Origin of the sequence: Azospirillum thiophilum, from assembly GCF_001305595.1 — a bacterium.
Classification (GTDB): domain Bacteria; phylum Pseudomonadota; class Alphaproteobacteria; order Azospirillales; family Azospirillaceae; genus Azospirillum; species Azospirillum thiophilum.
In genome coordinates this window covers 322,069-339,578 of record NZ_CP012401.1, presented here as the reverse complement: position 1 = coordinate 339,578, position 17,510 = coordinate 322,069, and the positions used below count along the sequence as shown (strand labels likewise).

Below are 17,510 nucleotides of genomic sequence, written 5' to 3'. Positions count from 1 at the left end.
TGGCTGTATTTCACTGCCAAGTGGCATGTGCTGGAGGGATCCGAAGGCGGTAATTCCTCTCCACTTTTTCCCAAGCGCTTGCGAGTTGCTAGTCTCCACCCGAATTCAGGTGCGTGACCAGGGAGCGCCGCCGCAATCCGGCTCGATCGGGCGTTGCGGCAGGCCTCCGCCAGCCAGGGAAGGGGTTTAGGGATGAATCGACGGCATGTGATCCGTGCGCTGGGCCAGGGGATCGGATTGGCCGCGCTCGCCGTTGCCATGGTCGGCTGTGCCGGCAACGACGCACCGATGGAGACCGCCAGCGTCAACCAGCTCAGCGAGTATCGTCTGGGATCGGGCGACGCATTGCGCGTCATCGTCTTCGGTGAAGAGCAGTTGTCCGGCGAGTTCCGGGTGGACGGCGCCGGCAAGGTCGCCATGCCGCTGATCGGCGAGGTGTCGGCCAAGGATCGCAGCACCCGCGACCTGGAAAAGGAAATCTCGACCCGGCTTGCTGCGGGTTACGTCAAGGATCCTAAGGTCAGCGTCGAGGTGCTGAACCACCGGCCCTTCTTCATCCTGGGCGAGGTGCGCAACCCCGGCCAGTACCAGTATGTCAACGGCATGACCGCCCTGTCGGCGGTGGCGATGGCCGGCGGCTACACCTACCGCGCCAAGGAGGACTATGTCCTGATCACCCGCGGCAGCGATCCCAAGAAGGAGCTGCGCAAGGCGCCGATCACCACGACGGTGATGCCCGACGACGTGCTGCGTGTGCCGGAGCGCTATTTCTGAGCCCGGAGGACGGGATCGGGAACTGGATCGGTGACAGCGAAAAGCCCGGCCGGGGTTGACCCGGCCGGGCTTTCGCTGTCCGCCGGCCGAAGCCGCCGGGGCATTTGCCGCAAGAAACCCCGCTCAGGTGTCCAGTGTGTCGCTGCCCTTCTTCTGGCCGGACGGCATCCGCTGGTCCGGAGCGACGATGGGATCGCGCGAGGGCCCGTGCGGCGGGGTGGTGCCGGCGGCCTCGTCGTCGGTGCCGAGCGGCGCGGCTGCCGGATCGGTCGCCGGAACCTTGTCGCCGGTCCGCCCCTGTTCGATGTCGCGGCGCATCCGATGGGCGTCGGCACTGGGCGAGAAGGGCATGTCGCGGTCCGACTCGGGTCGCTGGGGCTTGGTCATGGCCTGTCTTTCGTGGAAGCTGAAGGAAAGGCGCCGCGACTCGCTGCGGTGCCGGCGACGAGGCAGGGTGCGTCAGGCCATGCCCACACCCTCCAACCGCCTCCGCTTGCCGAGGTTCCTTTGGAATGTCCATGGAGGCTTTCGCGGCACTTCCGCGGAGAAGGCTCCGCTGGCATGATCCGACGGCGGGTGGACCAGGATTTCAGGAGCAACCGATGCCCGAAACCGGCCTCACCCTCTTCGCCCTGGCCATGCCCGTTCTGGCGGTGATCCTGCTGCTGATGGCAGCGGTCCTTGCGGTGCGCACCCGCGGCGTGCGGCGTTTCGGATGGGGGTTCTGTGCGGTTCTGATCGCCGGTGGCATGCTGGCAACGGGCGGCGTCCTGTGTTGCATGCCAGCGATGGTCGATCAGGACGGTGCGGTGATCGGCGAAATGCCGCCAGCCTTCGCGCTGTCGCTGATGGGGATCGCGCTGGGGTGCGGCGGCGTGCTTTTGGGGCTGCTGCGCCGCACCTTCAGCACGGCGATTGGCCGCCGCCGCTGACAGGGAACGCCGAAAGTGGAGGCTGACTGGAAGCGACAGCCTGCGGTATGGTGCCGGATACAGGAATCGAACCCGTGACCTTCTGATTACAAATCAGCTGCTCTACCAGCTGAGCTAATCCGGCGCACCCGCGGTTTGCGGGACGCACACCTTAGCGTCCCTTTTCCGCGCAAACAAGCATTCGCCCATCAAGAAATCGCAACGGCCCGTCACCCGCGCAGGCGGGCGACCTCGTAGAGCGCCACGGCGGCGGCGTTGGAGACGTTCAGGCTGCCGACCGGACCGCCGGTGGGCAGCCGGGCGATGGCGTCGCAGCGCTCCATGGTCAGGCGGCGCAGGCCGCTGCCTTCCGCTCCCATCACCAGCACCGTCTTGCCGGTCAGGTCGAGCTTCGCCAGCGTCGAGGCGCCCGATTCGGCCAGTCCGACCGCCCAGAAGCCGTTCTGCTGCAATTCGGTGAGCGCACGCGCCAGATTGGTCACGCGGACCAGCGGCACCGCCTCCAGCCCGCCCGACGCGCTCTTGGCCAACACCCCGGTGGTTTCCGGCGCGTGGCGCTCGGTCACCACCACCGCACGGGCCCCGAAGGCGGCGGCGGAGCGCAGGATGGCGCCGACATTGTGCGGGTCGGTCACCTGGTCCAGCGCCACGACCACCGCCGCCGATTCGCCGGCCAGTTCGTTGCAGAGATCGTCGATGCCCAGCTCCGGCAGCGGCGAGGCGTCGATGACGAGGCCCTGGTGCACCGCCCCGGCCGGCAGCATGCGGTCCAGATCCGTCCGGTCGACCGGGGACGCCTCGGGCCGTTGCAGCCCCTGGGCGCGTGCCGCGGCGATCGCCGGCTCAAGCGCTGCCCGGCCCGACTCGGTGACCAGCAGCCGGTGGATGCGCCGTTCCGGATTGACCCAGGCCGCCGCCACCGGATGCAGGCCGTAGAGCAGGACGCCGCGCGCCGGGGGCGGGCGGTTGCCCTTGGCCGGGCCGCGGCCGCTGCCACGAGGCCCGCCTTTCCCGTTGTCGTCGGTGTGCTCCTGCCGCGGGTCGGCGTGTTGCGGCTTGGCGTTGGGGCGGTCGGAACGGGGGCCGGGGCCGGGATGTCTGGAACGCGTCATGATACCCACGAAGAAGGGGAGGGAGGCCGCAGGGGACTCTGCCGAATTTTTTCTGGTGTGAACCGCTTAACCCGTGTTGACAAGGCCTGAAAAATTCGCATATTGCCGAACTCCGCGGCGGGCACTGCCATGCCGCGGATTGGAAGGGTGGCCGAGTGGTTAAAGGCAGCAGACTGTAAATCTGCCCGCGATAGCGTACGCTGGTTCGAATCCAGCCCCTTCCACCATCTACTTTCCACGGCTTGTCCGTGATCGCGTTTGCCTCGGACGGTCGCGCCGGCGGGATGGTCAAGGCGGGTGTAGCTCAATGGTAGAGCAGAAGCCTTCCAAGCTTACGACGGGGGTTCGATTCCCCTCACCCGCTCCAACCCGCGCGCGCCTCAGGAAAACGGATCCCGGCCGGGCCATTGTGTGCGTCCGGAACGTCGGGAACGAAAGACCAAAGCGATGGCGAAGGCAAAGTTTGAGCGGAACAAGCCGCACTGCAACGTTGGCACGATCGGCCACGTCGACCACGGCAAGACGTCGCTGACGGCGGCGATCACGAAGGTGCTGGCGGAGTCCGGCGGCGCGACCTTCACCGCTTACGATCAGATCGACAAGGCGCCGGAAGAGAAGGCGCGCGGCATCACGATCTCGACGGCCCACGTCGAGTACGAGACGGCCAACCGCCACTACGCGCACGTCGACTGCCCGGGCCACGCCGACTATGTGAAGAACATGATCACCGGCGCCGCCCAGATGGACGGCGCGATCCTGGTCGTGTCGGCCGCCGACGGCCCGATGCCGCAGACCCGCGAGCACATCCTGCTGGCCCGCCAGGTCGGCGTTCCGGCGCTGGTCGTGTTCATGAACAAGGTCGACATGGTCGACGACGAAGAGCTGCTGGAGCTGGTCGAGCTGGAAGTGCGCGAGCTTCTGTCGTCCTACCAGTTCCCGGGCGACGACATTCCGATCACGAAGGGCTCGGCGCTGTGCGCGCTGGAAGACCGTTCGCCGGAGATCGGCCGCGACGCCGTCCTGGCGCTGATGAAGACGGTCGACGAGTACATCCCGCAGCCGGAGCGTCCGGTCGACCGTCCGTTCCTGATGCCGATCGAGGACGTGTTCTCGATCTCTGGCCGCGGCACGGTGGTGACCGGCCGCGTCGAGCGTGGCATCGTGAAGGTCGGTGAGGAAGTCGAGATCGTCGGCCTGAAGGCGACGGTGAAGACGACGGTGACCGGCGTGGAGATGTTCCGCAAGCTGCTCGACTCCGGGCAAGCCGGCGACAACATCGGCGCGCTGCTGCGCGGCACGAAGCGCGAGGACGTCGAGCGCGGCCAGGTTCTGGCCAAGCCGGGTTCGATCACCCCGCACACCAAGTTCAAGGCCGAAGCCTACATCCTGACGAAGGAAGAGGGCGGTCGCCACACCCCGTTCTTCACGAACTATCGTCCGCAGTTCTACTTCCGGACGACGGACGTGACGGGCATGGTGTCGCTGCCGGAAGGCGTGGAGATGGTGATGCCGGGCGACAACGTCGCCATGGACGTCGCGCTGATCGCCCCGATCGCCATGGACGAAGGCCTGCGCTTCGCCATCCGCGAGGGTGGCCGCACCGTCGGTGCAGGCGTCGTTGCCAAGATCATCGAGTGATGCTATAAGCCTGCCTCCCCCGCCGGACCCGGTCCGGCGGGGGGTGTCTTCCAAGGCGGGTCGTTACGGTAAGGCTTCCGGAAAAAGCCCGTCAAATAGCTCTTGACATGGTTGCTTGAACAATGGTTTAAGCGGCCTCCCACATCGAACGGTGTGGTCGGACGGAGATAGGAGTGTAGCTCAATTGGTAGAGCACCGGTCTCCAAAACCGGGGGTTGGGGGTTCGATCCCCTCCACTCCTGCCATCCCGTCCCAAGAATGATTAGGGTAGAAGCGGCGCCCCCACAGTCGCTCCGGAGCTCGCACGGTTCGCACGATGGCTAAAGTCAATCCCGCAGAATTCGCGCGCGAGGTCCGCCGCGAGGTTGCCAGGGTCACCTGGCCGACCCGCAAGGAAACCGGCGTCACCACCGCCATGGTGTTCGTCATGGTCGTGCTGGCCGCCCTGTTCTTCCTCGTCGTCGATCAGGTGCTGGCGGTTGCCGTCCGCTTGATCCTTGGGCTGGGAGGCTAAGTCATGGCAGCGCGCTGGTACGTGGTGCATGTTTATTCGGGTTTCGAGAAGAAGGTTGCCCAGGCCATCCGCGAGAAGGCGGCTCAGAAGGGTCTGGAAGACAAGTTCGAGGAAATCCTGGTCCCGACCGAGGAAGTGGTCGAGGTTCGCCGGGGTGCCAAGATCAACACCGAGCGCAAGTTCTTCCCCGGCTATGTCCTCGTCAAGATGGACCTGACCGACGAATCCTGGTCGCTGGTGAAGAACACGCCGAAGGTTACGGATTTCCTGGGCGGTGGCGGCAAGCCGCAGCCGATTTCCCAGCGCGAGGCCGAGCGGATCATCCATCAGGTGCAGGAAGGTTTCGAGCGCCCCAAGCCGTCGATCACCTTCGAGGTGGGCGAGCAGGTTCGAGTGAGCGACGGCCCCTTCACTTCGTTCAATGGTGTCGTCGAGGAAGTCGACGAAGAGAAGTCCCGCCTGAAGGTGGCGGTGTCGATCTTCGGCCGTTCCACGCCGGTCGAGTTGGAATACACGCAGGTCGAGAAGATCTGAAAGCTGGGTTCCAGTGTTTTTCGAGTCGGAGCTGCCGGTGCTTTGCACCGGTGGCTCCATTCTGTTGCGGGAGGCTCGCCATGGCCGAACCGCGAAGCCCCGCGACGCGATGCCCGGCCGATCCGGCCGCAAGCGTAGCGCGTCGTCACAGGAGGTTGTGAGATGGCGAAGAAAATCGTCGGTTACATCAAGCTGCAGGTTCCGGCCGGCAAGGCCAACCCGTCGCCGCCCATCGGTCCGGCGCTCGGTCAGCGCGGCCTGAACATCATGGAGTTCTGCAAGGCGTTCAACGCCAAGACGGCGGACCTGGAAGTCGGCATGCCGATTCCGGTGGTCATCACCGCCTTCGGCGACCGCACCTTCACCTTCGTGACCAAGACCCCGCCGGTCAGCTACTTCCTCAAGAAGGCGTCGGGCAAGGACAAGGGTTCGACGACCCCCGGCAAGGGCGGTTTCGTCGGCCAGGTCACGACCTCGCAGATCCGCGAGATCGCCCAGAAGAAGATGGTCGACCTGAACGCGCACGACGTCGAAGCCGCCGCGACCATGATCGCCGGTTCCGCCCGCTCGATGGGCCTCGAAGTGGTGGAGGGCTGATCCTATGGCGAAGCTGGGCAAGCGTCTGACCGACGCCTACAAGACCGTCAACCGCGACTCGTTCTACCAGCTGGAGACCGCCGTCTCCATGCTGAAGGGCGGCGCGAAGGCCAAGTTCGACGAGACCATCGAAATCGCGATGAATCTCGGCATCGACCCGCGCCACGCCGACCAGATGGTCCGCGGCGTCGTCAACCTGCCGAACGGCACCGGCAAGACCGTCCGCGTGGCGGTGTTCGCCCGTGGCGCGAAGGTCGACGAGGCGCTGGCCGCCGGTGCCGACATCGTCGGTGGCGACGACCTGGCCGAGAAGATCCTGGCCGGCAACATCGATTTCGACCGCTGCATCGCCTCGCCCGACATGATGGGCGTGGTCGGCAAGCTGGGTAAGGTGCTGGGCCCGCGCGGCCTGATGCCGAACCCGAAGCTGGGCACGGTCACCCCCGACGTCGCCGGCGCCGTCAAGGCCGCCAAGGCCGGCGCGGTGGAGTTCCGTGCGGAGAAGACCGGCATCGTGCATGCCGGCGTGGGCAAGGCCAGCTTCTCGGAAGAGGCACTGGTCCAGAACATCCGCGCCTTCGTCGATGCCATCACCCGTGCCAAGCCGTCGGGCGCCAAGGGCCAGTACCTGCTGAAGGTCTCGCTTTCCTCGACGATGGGCCCGGGCGTCAAGCTCGACCTCGCCAGCGTGTCGGCTCCGGCCTCCGCCTGACGAATGCCTTTTCGCCGCTGCTTCCCTTGGGCCTGTCCCGGGTGATGCGGCGGCGATCGGACGGATTGCCGGAGGGGGGCTTCCCCCAAGGGCGCCCGCCCACCCCTGTCCGAGACCGCTGGTGTCCGAGCCTTCCCCCGGGACGGCAAGGGCTTAAAACCCGCCGGCGCAGACGGGAGTCGAACCGTTGACCCTCCGCCCCTGCCGCTCACGCGGCCGGTGTGGTCCAGGAACGGCTTGTACTTCTGGGACAGGTTCGCCGGACCTCCGGCCCTTCGGGGACGGGGGTTCATGTACACCTCTGTGCAAGGAGGCGATCCGTGGATCGTACACAAAAAGAAGCGACGATCGCGGCTCTGCAATCGAAGCTCCAGGACACGGGCCTGGTGGTGGTCACCCACCATCTGGGCCTGACGGTGAAGGAAGTCACCGACCTGCGTGCGAAGGTTCGGGCTGCTGGCGCCAGCTTCAAAGTGACGAAGAACCGGCTCGCCCGTCGTTCCCTTCAGGGGACGCAGTTCGAAGGTCTGGACGGTCTCTTCAAGGGACCGACGGCGATCGCCTTCTCGAAGGATCCCGTTGCGGCCGCCAAGGTGGTGGCCGATTACGCGAAGACCAACGAGAAGCTCAAGATCGTCGGCGCCAGCCTCGGCACCCAGATTCTGGACGCGGAGGGGGTCAAGGCCCTCGCCGCGCTCCCGTCGCTGGACGAACTGCGTGGCCGTCTCGTGGGCATGATCCAGACCCCGGCGACCCGTATCGCCGGTGTCCTCCAGGCTCCGGGCGGCCAGGTCGCCCGCGTGCTTGCTGCCTACGCGAAGAAGGACGACGAGGCGGCGGCCTAACCAGGCCTAGTCACTCGTTTTTTCCATCCCCAGAACTCAAGTCGTTTGGAGTAGTAACATGGCTGATCTGCAGAAGCTCGTCGACGATCTGTCGGCCCTGACCGTCCTGGAAGCCGCCGAGCTGTCGAAGCTCCTGGAAGAGAAGTGGGGCGTCTCCGCCGCCGCTCCGGTCGCCGTCGCCGCCGCCGGCCCGGTTGCCGCCGCCGCCCCGGTGGAAGAGCAGACCGAGTTCACGGTGATCCTCGCCGATGCCGGCGAGAAGAAGATCAACGTGATTAAGGAAGTCCGCGCCATCACCGGCCTGGGCCTGAAGGAAGCCAAGGACCTGGTCGAGGGTGCTCCGAAGCCGGTCAAGGAAGGCGCCACGAAGGACGAGGCCGCCAAGATCAAGAAGCAGCTTGAAGAGGCCGGCGCCAAGGTCGATATTAAGTAAGACCTTGTTGCGTTGCGGATCATACAGTTCCACGCCGGACGGCGGCCGGTCCCCAAGGGGGCCTGCCGCCGCACGGCGTTTTCTGCCTTCCGCCGGACCGGGCTTGCCCGGCCCGGCTCTTTCCGTCCCCATCTGGGGGGCGGCCCGCGCGGGCGCCCACGGGACCGGCCGATCATCTTGGTCGGCTCCTCTGGTCGGTTGAACGGTCGGTATAACGCGCATCACGTACAGACGTTTGGGGACATCCATGGCCAAATCCTTTACGGGTCGTAAACGTGTTCGGAAGAGCTTCGGGCGCATCCCGGAAGTCACCCAGATGCCCAACCTCATCGAGGTGCAGCGCAGCTCCTACGATCACTTCCTGCAAATGGACGTCGCCCCGGAAAAGCGGGCGAACCTGGGCCTGCAGGAAGTCTTCAAGTCGGTGTTCCCGATCAAGGACTTCTCCGACCGCGCGGTGCTCGATTTCGTCAAGTACGAGCTGGAGCAGCCGAAATACGACGTCGAGGAATGCCAGCAGCGCGGCATGACCTTCGCGGCTCCGCTGAAGGTGACCCTGCGTCTGTCCGTCTTCGACGTGGAGGAGGACACCGGCCTCCGTTCGATCCGCGACATCAAGGAGCAGGACGTCTACATGGGCGACATGCCCCTGATGACGGCCAACGGCACCTTCGTGATCAACGGCACCGAACGCGTCATCGTCTCGCAGATGCACCGCTCGCCGGGCGTCTTCTTCGACCATGACAAGGGCAAGACCCACGCGTCGGGCAAGTATCTGTTCGCCGCCCGCGTCATCCCGTACCGCGGCTCCTGGCTCGATTTCGAGTTCGACGCCAAGGATCTCGTCTACGTCCGCATCGACCGCCGCCGCAAGCTGCCGGCCACCACGCTGCTGTTCGCCCTGGACGGCGCGGAGACCGAGGCGCTGCGCGCCGAGCGCAAGGCCAACCGCAAGGACCTGCTGCCCTACGAGGCGCAGGGCATGGCCAAGGAAGAGATCCTCAACTACTTCTACGACACCATCACCTACAGCCGTTCGGCCGGCGGTTGGAAGACCCCGTTCAACGTCGACCGGATGAAGGGCGTCAAGCTGATCTCGGATCTCGTGGACGCCGCCACCGGCGCCATCGTCGCCGAGGCCGGCACCAAGATGACTCCGCGCGTCATCAAGAAGCTGGTCGAGGCCGGCCTGACCGAGCAGCAGGTCTCCACCGAGGAGTTGACCGGCCGCTATCTGGCCGTCGACATCATCAACGAGCGCACCGGCGAGGTGCTGTTCGAGGCGGGTGACGAGCTGTCGGCGAGCGACCTGGACAAGCTGGAGAAGACCGGCGTCGACGAGCTGCCGGTGCTGGCGATCGACCATCTGAATGTCGGCGCCTACATCCGCAACACGATGAACGCCGACCGCAACGCCAGCCGCGAAGACGCGCTGATCGACATCTACCGCGTCATGCGCCCGGGCGAGCCGCCGACCCTGGAATCGGCCGAGGCGCTGTTCTCGGGCCTGTTCTTCGACAGCGAGCGCTACGACCTGTCGGCCGTCGGCCGCGTCAAGATGAACGCGCGCCTGAACTTCCAGACCGACGACCAGATGCGTGTGCTCCGCAAGGAGGACATCCTGGAGATCCTGAAGGTTCTGGTGAACCTGAAGGACGGCCGCGGCGAGATCGACGACATCGACCATCTCGGCAACCGCCGCGTCCGCTCGGTCGGCGAGCTGATGGAGAACCAGTACCGCGTCGGCCTGCTGCGCATGGAACGTGCGATCCGCGAGCGCATGAGCTCGGTCGAGATCGACACGGTGATGCCGCACGACCTGATCAACGCCAAGCCGGCCGCCGCCGCGGTGCGCGAGTTCTTCGGCTCGTCGCAGCTGTCGCAGTTCATGGACCAGACCAATCCGCTGTCCGAGATCACGCACAAGCGTCGTCTCTCGGCCCTCGGGCCGGGCGGTCTGACCCGCGAGCGCGCCGGCTTTGAGGTGCGCGACGTGCACCCGACCCATTATGGCCGCATCTGCCCGATCGAGACGCCGGAAGGCCCGAACATCGGTCTGATCAACTCGCTGGCGACCTATGCCCGCGTGAACCAGTACGGCTTCATCGAGAGCCCCTACCGCAAGGTCATCGACAGCAAGGTCACCGACGAGGTGGTCTATCTGTCGGCGATGGAGGAGGGCCGCTACGTCGTCGCCCAGGCGAACGCCGAGCTGACCGCCGACAACAGCTTCGCCAACGATCTGGTGTCCTGCCGCCAGGGCGGCGAATACCTGATGTTCCGGCCGGAGGCGATCGATCTGATCGACGTGTCGCCGAAGCAGCTGGTGTCGGTCGCCGCGGCGCTGATCCCGTTCCTGGAGAACGACGACGCCAACCGCGCGCTGATGGGCTCGAACATGCAGCGCCAGGCGGTGCCGCTGGTGAAGGCGGACGCGCCGCTGGTCGGCACCGGCATGGAGGCGACCGTCGCCCGCGACAGCGGCGTGACCATCGTCGCCAAGCGGGCCGGCATCGTCGACCAGGTCGACGCCACCCGCATCGTCGTGCGCGCCACCGACAGCTCCGACAGCACGGCGCCGGGCGTCGACATCTACAACCTGCTGAAGTTCCAGCGTTCCAACCAGAACACCTGCATCACCCAGCGTCCGCTGGTGAAGGTCGGTGACCGGGTGAATGCCGGCGACATCGTGGCCGACGGTCCGTCGACCGACCTGGGCGAGCTCGCGCTCGGCCGGAACGTGCTCGTCGCGTTCATGCCGTGGAACGGCTACAACTTCGAGGACTCGATCCTCATCAACGAGCGCATCGTCAAGGACGACGTCTTCACCTCGATCCACATCGAGGAATTCGAGGTCATGGCCCGCGACACCAAGCTGGGCCAGGAGGAAATCACCCGCGACATTCCGAACGTCGGTGAGGAAGCTCTGAAGAACCTCGACGAGGCCGGCATCGTCTATATCGGCGCCGAAGTCCGTCCTGGCGACATCCTGGTCGGCAAGGTGACGCCGAAGGGCGAAAGCCCGATGACGCCGGAAGAGAAGCTGCTGCGCGCCATCTTCGGCGAGAAGGCCTCGGACGTCCGCGACACCTCGCTGCGCCTGCCGCCGGGTGTCGTCGGCACGATCGTCGAGGTCCGCGTGTTCAGCCGCCGCGGCGTCGACAAGGACGAGCGCGCGCTCGCCATCGAACGGGCCGAGATCGAGAAGCTGGCCAAGGACCGCGACGACGAGCGCGGCATCCTGGAGCGCAGCTTCTACACCCGCCTGAAGGAAGTGCTCATCGGCCAGACCGCCCAGTCGGGTCCGAAGGGCATGAAGGGCGGCACGGTCCTGACCGACGAGGTGCTGGCCGGCCTGTCGAAAGGCCTGTGGCGCCAGATCGCCATCGCCGACGAGTCGGTGATGGAGACCGTCGAGAACCTCGCCAAGGTATTCGACGACTCGATCAAGGCCCTGCAGGACCGCTTCGAGAACAAGGTCGACAAGCTCCAGCGCGGTGACGAGCTGCCGCCGGGCGTGATGAAGATGGTCAAGGTCTTCGTCGCGGTGAAGCGCAAGCTGCAGCCGGGCGACAAGATGGCCGGCCGTCACGGCAACAAGGGTGTCGTCTCGCGCATCATCCCGCAGGAGGACATGCCCTACCTTGAGGACGGCACCCCGGTCGATCTCGTGCTGAACCCGCTGGGCGTGCCGTCGCGCATGAATGTTGGTCAGATCCTGGAGACGCATCTGGGCTGGGCCGCGTCGGGTCTCGGCAAGCAGATCGGCCGCGCGGTCGATCAGTACCGTCTGGCGATCCGCAACAAGGCCGGCGGCGCTCCCCAGCTGGAGGCTCTGCGCGGCACGCTGAAGAACTCCTACGGCGAGGCCACCTACGCCGAGGACATCGCCGATATGACCGACGGCGAGATCCTGGAGCTGTCCGGCAACCTGCGCAAGGGCGTGCCCTTCGCGACGCCCGTCTTCGACGGCGCCCGCGAGGAGGACATCTGCGTCCATCTGGAGCGTGCCGGTTTCGACCGGTCGGGCCAGTCGACGCTGGTCGACGGCCGTACCGGCGAGACCTTCGACCGCAAGGTCACCGTCGGCTACATCTACATGCTGAAGCTGCACCACCTCGTGGACGACAAGATCCACGCCCGGTCGATCGGCCCCTACTCGCTGGTCACGCAGCAGCCGCTGGGCGGCAAGGCCCAGTTCGGCGGTCAGCGCTTCGGTGAGATGGAGGTCTGGGCGCTGGAAGCCTACGGCGCCGCCTACACGCTGCAGGAAATGCTGACGGTGAAGTCGGACGACGTGTCCGGCCGCACCAAGGTCTACGAAGCCATCGTTCGCGGCGACGACAACTTCGAGGCCGGCATTCCGGAGTCGTTCAACGTGCTGGTCAAGGAGCTGCGCTCGCTCGGCCTGAACGTCGAACTGAATCAGCGGGACTACTGAGCCGGTCTGACGTGACCCAGGCCCCGGATCGGCGCGCGCGCGCCGTTCCGGGGCATTGCACTGCCTTTAACCGACAACGCGGCGATGCCAGCGGGAGACGGTCATGAATGAGTTGATGAACATTTTCGGCCAGGTTCAGGGGCCGCAGAGCTTCGATCAGATCCGCATCCAGATCGCGAGTCCAGAGCGGATCCGGTCCTGGTCCTACGGCGAGATCAAGAAGCCGGAAACCATCAACTACCGCACCTTCAAGCCGGAGCGTGATGGCCTGTTCTGCGCCCGCATCTTCGGCCCGATCAAGGACTACGAGTGCTTGTGCGGCAAGTACAAGCGCATGAAGTATCGCGGCATCATCTGCGAGAAGTGCGGCGTCGAGGTCACGCTGTCGAAGGTCCGGCGCGAGCGCATGGGCCATATCGAGCTGGCGTCCCCCGTCGCGCACATCTGGTTCCTGAAGTCGCTGCCGAGCCGCATCGGCCTGCTGCTCGACATGACGCTCAAGGATCTGGAGCGCATCCTCTATTTCGAAAACTATGTCGTCATCGAGCCGGGCCTCACCCCGCTGAAGCTGCATTCGCTGCTGAACGAGGAAGAGTTCCTGAACGCCCAGGACGAGTATGGCGAGGATTCCTTCACCGCGTCGATCGGTGCCGAAGCGCTGCGCATCATGCTGTCTGCGCTCGACCTCGACGAGGAGAAGAAGCGCTGCCGTGAGGATCTGCGCGACACCAACTCCGAGGCCAAGCGCAAGAAGCTGGTCAAGCGCCTGAAACTGATCGACGCCTTCCTGGCCTCGCAGTCGCGCCCCGAATGGATGATCCTGGAAGTCATTCCGGTGATCCCGCCCGAGCTGCGTCCGCTGGTGCCGCTGGACGGCGGCCGCTTCGCCACGTCCGACCTGAACGACCTGTACCGCCGCGTCATCAACCGCAACAACCGCCTGAAGCGGCTGATCGAGCTGAAGGCGCCGGACATCATCGTCCGCAACGAGAAGCGCATGCTGCAGGAGGCCGTCGACGCGCTGTTCGACAACGGCCGCCGTGGCCGCGTCATCACCGGCGCCAACAAGCGTCCGCTGAAGTCGCTGTCGGACATGCTGAAGGGCAAGCAGGGCCGCTTCCGCCAGAACCTGCTCGGCAAGCGCGTCGATTACTCCGGCCGTTCGGTCATCGTCGTCGGTCCGGAGCTGAAGCTGCACCAGTGCGGCCTGCCGAAGAAGATGGCGCTGGAGCTGTTCAAGCCCTTCATCTACGCCAAGCTCGAGCTGTACGGCTTGGCCTCGACCATCAAGGCCGCCAAGCGGATGGTGGAGAAGGAACGTCCCGAGGTCTGGGACATCCTGGAGGAGGTCATCCGCGAGCATCCGGTGATGCTGAACCGGGCGCCGACGCTGCACCGTCTTGGCATCCAGGCATTCGAGCCGACGCTGATCGAGGGCAAGGCGATCCAGCTGCACCCGCTGGTCTGCACCGCCTTCAACGCCGACTTCGACGGCGACCAGATGGCCGTCCACGTTCCGCTGTCGCTGGAAGCGCAGTTGGAAGCGCGCGTCCTGATGATGTCGACCAACAACATCCTGTCGCCCGCCAACGGCAAGCCGATCATCGTGCCGTCCCAGGACATCGTGCTCGGCATCTACTACATCTCCATGGACCGCCCGAGCGAGATGGGCGAGGGGATGGTGTTCTCCACCGTCTCGGAGATCGAGCAGGCGCTGAACGCCAAGGTCCTGTCGATCCACGCCAAGATCAAGGCGCGCTATGTCGGCGTCGATGACGAGGGCGAGGAGAAGATCTCCATCGTCGAGACGACGCCGGGCCGCATGCTGCTGTCCGAGCTGCTGCCGCGCCATCCGAAGGTGCCCTTCTCGCTGATCAACCGCGTCCTGACCAAGAAGGACGTCGGCAACGTCATCGACGCCGTCTACCGCCATTGCGGCCAGAAGGAGACGGTGATCTTCGCCGACCGGCTGATGAAGCTGGGCTTCGGCCACGCCTGCCGCGCCGGCATCTCGTTCGGCAAGGACGACATGGTGATCCCGGAGGCCAAGGGCCGCCTGGTCAACGAGTCGAAGGAGCGGGTCAAGGAGTTCGAGCAGCAGTATCTCGACGGCCTGATCACCCAGGGCGAGAAGTACAACAAGGTCGTCGACGTCTGGTCGGAATGCACCGAGAAGGTCGCTTCCGAGATGATGAAGGCGATCTCGACCACCGAAGCCGGCAAGCAGGTCAATTCGGTGTACATGATGGCCCACTCCGGTGCGCGTGGTTCCGCCGCGCAGATCCGTCAGCTGGCCGGCATGCGCGGCCTGATGGCCAAGCCGTCGGGCGAGATCATCGAGACGCCGATCATCTCGAACTTCAAGGAAGGCCTGACCGTGCTGGAGTACTTCAACTCCACCCACGGCGCCCGCAAGGGTCTGGCCGACACCGCCTTGAAGACGGCGAACTCCGGTTACCTCACCCGCCGTCTGGTCGACGTGGCGCAGGACGCCATCATCGTCGAGCATGATTGCGGCACCGAGCGCGGCATCACCGTCAAGGCGGTGATCGACGGCGGCGAGGTCATCTCGCCGCTGGGCGACCGCATCCTCGGCCGCACGGTGGTCGGCGACGTGATCGATCCGCTGAACGGCGAGCTGTTGATCGAGGACGGCGGCCTGATCGACGAGCCGACGGTCGACCGCATCGAGCGGTCGGGCATCGACTCGGTCAAGATCCGCTCTGTCCTGACCTGCGAGACCCGCGACGGCGTGTGCGCCAAGTGCTACGGCCGTGATCTGGCCCGCGGCACGCTGGTGAACACCGGCGAGGCGGTCGGCGTCATCGCGGCGCAGTCGATCGGCGAGCCGGGCACCCAGCTGACCATGCGCACCTTCCACATCGGCGGTGCGGCGCAGCGCGGTGCCGAGCAGAGCCAGATCGAAGCGGCGTTCGATGGCATTGTGCGGATCAACAACCGCAACATCGTCATGAACTCCTCGGGCATTCCGGTCGTCATGGGCCGCAGCACCGAAGTGATCCTGCTCGACGATCAGGGCCGCGAGCGGGCGCGTCACCGCGTGCCGTACGGTGCCAAGCTGCTGGCGGACGAGGGCGTGAAGGTCGAGCGCGGCGCCAAGCTGGCCGAGTGGGACCCCTACACCCTGCCGATCATCACCGAGCGCGCCGGTACCGCCCGCTACATCGACCTCGTGGAAGGCATCTCCATGCGCGAGGTGATGGACGAGGCGACGGGCATCAGCTCCAAGGTGGTGGTCGACTGGCGCCAGCAGCCGCGTGGTGCGGACCTCAAGCCGCGCATCGCGCTGGTGGATGATCGGGGCGACCTGATCACCCTGCCGAACGGCCTGGAAGCCCGCTACTTCATGTCGGTGGACGCAATCCTGTCGGTTGAGAACGGCGCCGAGGTCCGGGCCGGCGACGTGCTGGCCCGTATCCCGCGCGAATCCTCCAAGACCCGCGACATCACGGGCGGTCTGCCGCGCGTGGCCGAGCTGTTCGAGGCGCGCCGTCCGAAGGACTTCGCGATCATCTCGGAGATGAGCGGCCGCGTCGAGTTCGGGAAGGACTACAAGACCAAGCGCCGCATCGTCGTCCGCAACGAGGAGAGCGGCGACGAGAAGGAGTATCTGATCCCGAAGGGCAAGCACATCTCCGTGCAGGAAGGCGATTACGTCGAGCGCGGCGACCTGCTGATGGACGGCAACCCGGTGCCGCACGACATCCTGGCGGTGATGGGCGTCGAGGCCCTGGCCGATTACCTGATCAACGAGATCCAGGACGTCTACCGGCTGCAGGGCGTGAAGATCAACGACAAGCACATCGAGGTGATCGTCCGCCAGATGCTGCAGAAGGTCGAGATCACCGACGCCGGCGAGACCACCTTCCTGGTGGGCGAGCAGGTCGACCGCCAGGAGTTCGACGAGGAGAACGAGAAGACCGTCGGCGAGGGCCTGCAGCCCGCGTCGGGTCATCCAGTGCTCCAGGGCATCACCAAGGCCAGCCTGCAGACGCGGTCCTTCATCTCGGCCGCGTCGTTCCAGGAAACCACGCGCGTCCTCACGGAAGCGGCCGTCGGCGGCAAGGTCGACAACCTGGAAGGCCTGAAGGAGAACGTCATCGTCGGCCGCCTGATCCCGGCCGGCACGGGCTCGGTGGTGAACCGCCTGAAGCTGATCGCCGCCGAGCGTGACCGCGAAGCGGCCCTGGAAGCCGGCGCGCCGGAGGAAACTCCGGCCCTGCCGACCCCGGGCGAGGAAAGCACCGCGGCCTGATCCATCGGGTCGTTTGAGTAGGCGAGGGGGCGCGTTCCGTGAGGAACGCGCCCTTTTTCTTTGGGGATCAGGGATCCGCCGGATCGTGGAAACGAAGCGAAGACCATCCTTGACTCTCCCGAACCCATTCCCTAAAGTCCGCGAACTTCAAAAGGACCCTCGGGCTCTCCGTGTGTCCGCTTGAATCCACCGATCCCGCCGATCGGAGTTGCCCGATCGGCTTTCGCTCATTCAGCCCGCTCGGAACGGCAACGTTTCGCAGGCGGGCTTTTGCTTCGTCCGGCTCCGCCGGCCGAGTGATCTTGAAGGGATGAAGGGCAGATATGCCGACGATCAACCAGTTGATCCGTAAGCCGCGCGAGCCGTTGGCCGCGCGCAACAAGGTTCCCGCGATGGAGGCCTGCCCGCAGAAGCGTGGCGTCTGCACTCGCGTCTACACCACCACCCCGAAGAAGCCGAACTCGGCGCTCCGTAAGGTCGCCCGCGTTCGCCTGACCAACGGCTTCGAGGTGACGAGCTACATCCCTGGCGAGGGTCACAACCTCCAGGAACACTCGGTGGTCATGATCCGCGGCGGCCGTGTGAAGGATCTTCCCGGCGTGCGCTATCACATCATTCGCGGCACGCTGGATACCCAGGGCGTCAAGGATCGTAAGCAGCGCCGGTCGAAGTACGGCGCGAAGCGTCCGAAGTAAGGAGAAC

Annotated in this window: 14 protein-coding genes and 4 tRNA genes; 15 read left to right on the top strand and 3 right to left on the bottom strand. The window is 65.7% G+C overall.

Annotated features, from left to right (window positions below; all coding sequences use genetic code 11):
* Nucleotides 1-192: 192 nt before the first annotated feature.
* Nucleotides 193-774 carry a polysaccharide biosynthesis/export family protein gene (locus tag AL072_RS01585; RefSeq protein ID WP_045581793.1) on the top strand — a complete coding sequence of 194 codons (582 nt, stop codon included), beginning with the start codon at nucleotides 193-195 and terminating at the stop codon, nucleotides 772-774.
* A 123-nt stretch (nucleotides 775-897) separates the two neighbouring features.
* On the opposite strand, the gene AL072_RS01580 is transcribed toward AL072_RS01585, so the two are convergent.
* Nucleotides 898-1,161 carry a hypothetical protein gene (locus AL072_RS01580; protein WP_045581794.1) on the bottom strand — a complete coding sequence of 88 codons (264 nt, stop codon included), beginning with the start codon at nucleotides 1,159-1,161 and terminating at the stop codon, nucleotides 898-900.
* 215 nt (nucleotides 1,162-1,376) lie between these two features.
* Between AL072_RS01580 and AL072_RS01575 the strand changes: the two genes are divergently transcribed.
* Nucleotides 1,377-1,706 carry a hypothetical protein gene (locus AL072_RS01575; RefSeq protein ID WP_045581795.1) on the top strand — a complete coding sequence of 110 codons (330 nt, stop codon included), beginning with the start codon at nucleotides 1,377-1,379 and terminating at the stop codon, nucleotides 1,704-1,706.
* Nucleotides 1,707-1,754: 48 nt separating this feature from the next.
* Here AL072_RS01575 and AL072_RS01570 read toward each other — a convergent pair.
* Both AL072_RS01570 and rlmB read right to left on the bottom strand, forming a co-directional pair.
* Nucleotides 1,755-1,830: transfer RNA gene (locus AL072_RS01570), tRNA-Thr, on the bottom strand.
* 85 nt (nucleotides 1,831-1,915) lie between these two features.
* On the bottom strand, nucleotides 1,916-2,818 hold the full coding sequence (rlmB, locus tag AL072_RS01565) for a 23S rRNA (guanosine(2251)-2'-O)-methyltransferase RlmB (RefSeq protein WP_045582607.1): 903 nt from the start codon (nucleotides 2,816-2,818) through the stop codon (nucleotides 1,916-1,918).
* 141 nt (nucleotides 2,819-2,959) lie between these two features.
* Here rlmB and AL072_RS01560 point away from each other — a divergent pair.
* The 13 genes from AL072_RS01560 to rpsL all read left to right on the top strand — a co-directional run bounded on the left by AL072_RS01560 (nucleotide 2,960) and on the right by rpsL (nucleotide 17,503).
* Nucleotides 2,960-3,045: transfer RNA gene (locus tag AL072_RS01560), tRNA-Tyr, on the top strand.
* A 66-nt stretch (nucleotides 3,046-3,111) separates the two neighbouring features.
* Nucleotides 3,112-3,185, top strand: a tRNA-Gly gene (locus AL072_RS01555).
* An 80-nt stretch (nucleotides 3,186-3,265) separates the two neighbouring features.
* A complete protein-coding gene (tuf, locus tag AL072_RS01550) occupies nucleotides 3,266-4,456 on the top strand; it encodes an elongation factor Tu (protein ID WP_045581796.1) in 1,191 nt (396 codons plus the stop codon).
* Between the two features lie 169 nt (nucleotides 4,457-4,625).
* A tRNA-Trp gene (locus AL072_RS01545) sits at nucleotides 4,626-4,701 on the top strand.
* 71 nt (nucleotides 4,702-4,772) lie between these two features.
* Nucleotides 4,773-4,970, top strand: a complete 198-nt coding sequence (gene secE, locus AL072_RS01540; RefSeq protein ID WP_045581797.1) for a preprotein translocase subunit SecE — start codon at nucleotides 4,773-4,775, stop codon at nucleotides 4,968-4,970.
* 3 nt (nucleotides 4,971-4,973) lie between these two features.
* Nucleotides 4,974-5,504 (top strand): transcription termination/antitermination protein NusG, encoded by a 531-nt coding sequence (gene nusG / locus AL072_RS01535; protein WP_045581798.1) that lies wholly within the window; start codon nucleotides 4,974-4,976, stop codon nucleotides 5,502-5,504.
* Nucleotides 5,505-5,666: 162 nt separating this feature from the next.
* A complete protein-coding gene (rplK, locus tag AL072_RS01530) occupies nucleotides 5,667-6,101 on the top strand; it encodes a 50S ribosomal protein L11 (RefSeq protein WP_045581799.1) in 435 nt (144 codons plus the stop codon).
* A 4-nt stretch (nucleotides 6,102-6,105) separates the two neighbouring features.
* On the top strand, nucleotides 6,106-6,813 hold the full coding sequence (rplA, locus tag AL072_RS01525) for a 50S ribosomal protein L1 (RefSeq protein ID WP_045581800.1): 708 nt from the start codon (nucleotides 6,106-6,108) through the stop codon (nucleotides 6,811-6,813).
* A 320-nt stretch (nucleotides 6,814-7,133) separates the two neighbouring features.
* Nucleotides 7,134-7,658 carry a 50S ribosomal protein L10 gene (gene rplJ / locus AL072_RS01520; RefSeq protein WP_045581801.1) on the top strand — a complete coding sequence of 175 codons (525 nt, stop codon included), beginning with the start codon at nucleotides 7,134-7,136 and terminating at the stop codon, nucleotides 7,656-7,658.
* 58 nt (nucleotides 7,659-7,716) lie between these two features.
* Nucleotides 7,717-8,091, top strand: coding sequence for a 50S ribosomal protein L7/L12 (gene rplL, locus AL072_RS01515; RefSeq protein ID WP_045581802.1), 375 nt, complete (start codon nucleotides 7,717-7,719; stop codon nucleotides 8,089-8,091).
* 247 nt (nucleotides 8,092-8,338) lie between these two features.
* Entirely contained in the window at nucleotides 8,339-12,532 is a 4,194-nt protein-coding gene (gene rpoB, locus AL072_RS01510) for a DNA-directed RNA polymerase subunit beta (RefSeq protein ID WP_045581803.1), read from the top strand.
* A 103-nt stretch (nucleotides 12,533-12,635) separates the two neighbouring features.
* Entirely contained in the window at nucleotides 12,636-16,808 is a 4,173-nt protein-coding gene (rpoC, locus tag AL072_RS01505; protein ID WP_045581804.1) for a DNA-directed RNA polymerase subunit beta', read from the top strand.
* A gap of 323 nt (nucleotides 16,809-17,131) precedes the next feature.
* Nucleotides 17,132-17,503 carry a 30S ribosomal protein S12 gene (gene rpsL / locus AL072_RS01500; protein WP_012973201.1) on the top strand — a complete coding sequence of 124 codons (372 nt, stop codon included), beginning with the start codon at nucleotides 17,132-17,134 and terminating at the stop codon, nucleotides 17,501-17,503.
* Nucleotides 17,504-17,510: the final 7 nt, after the last annotated feature.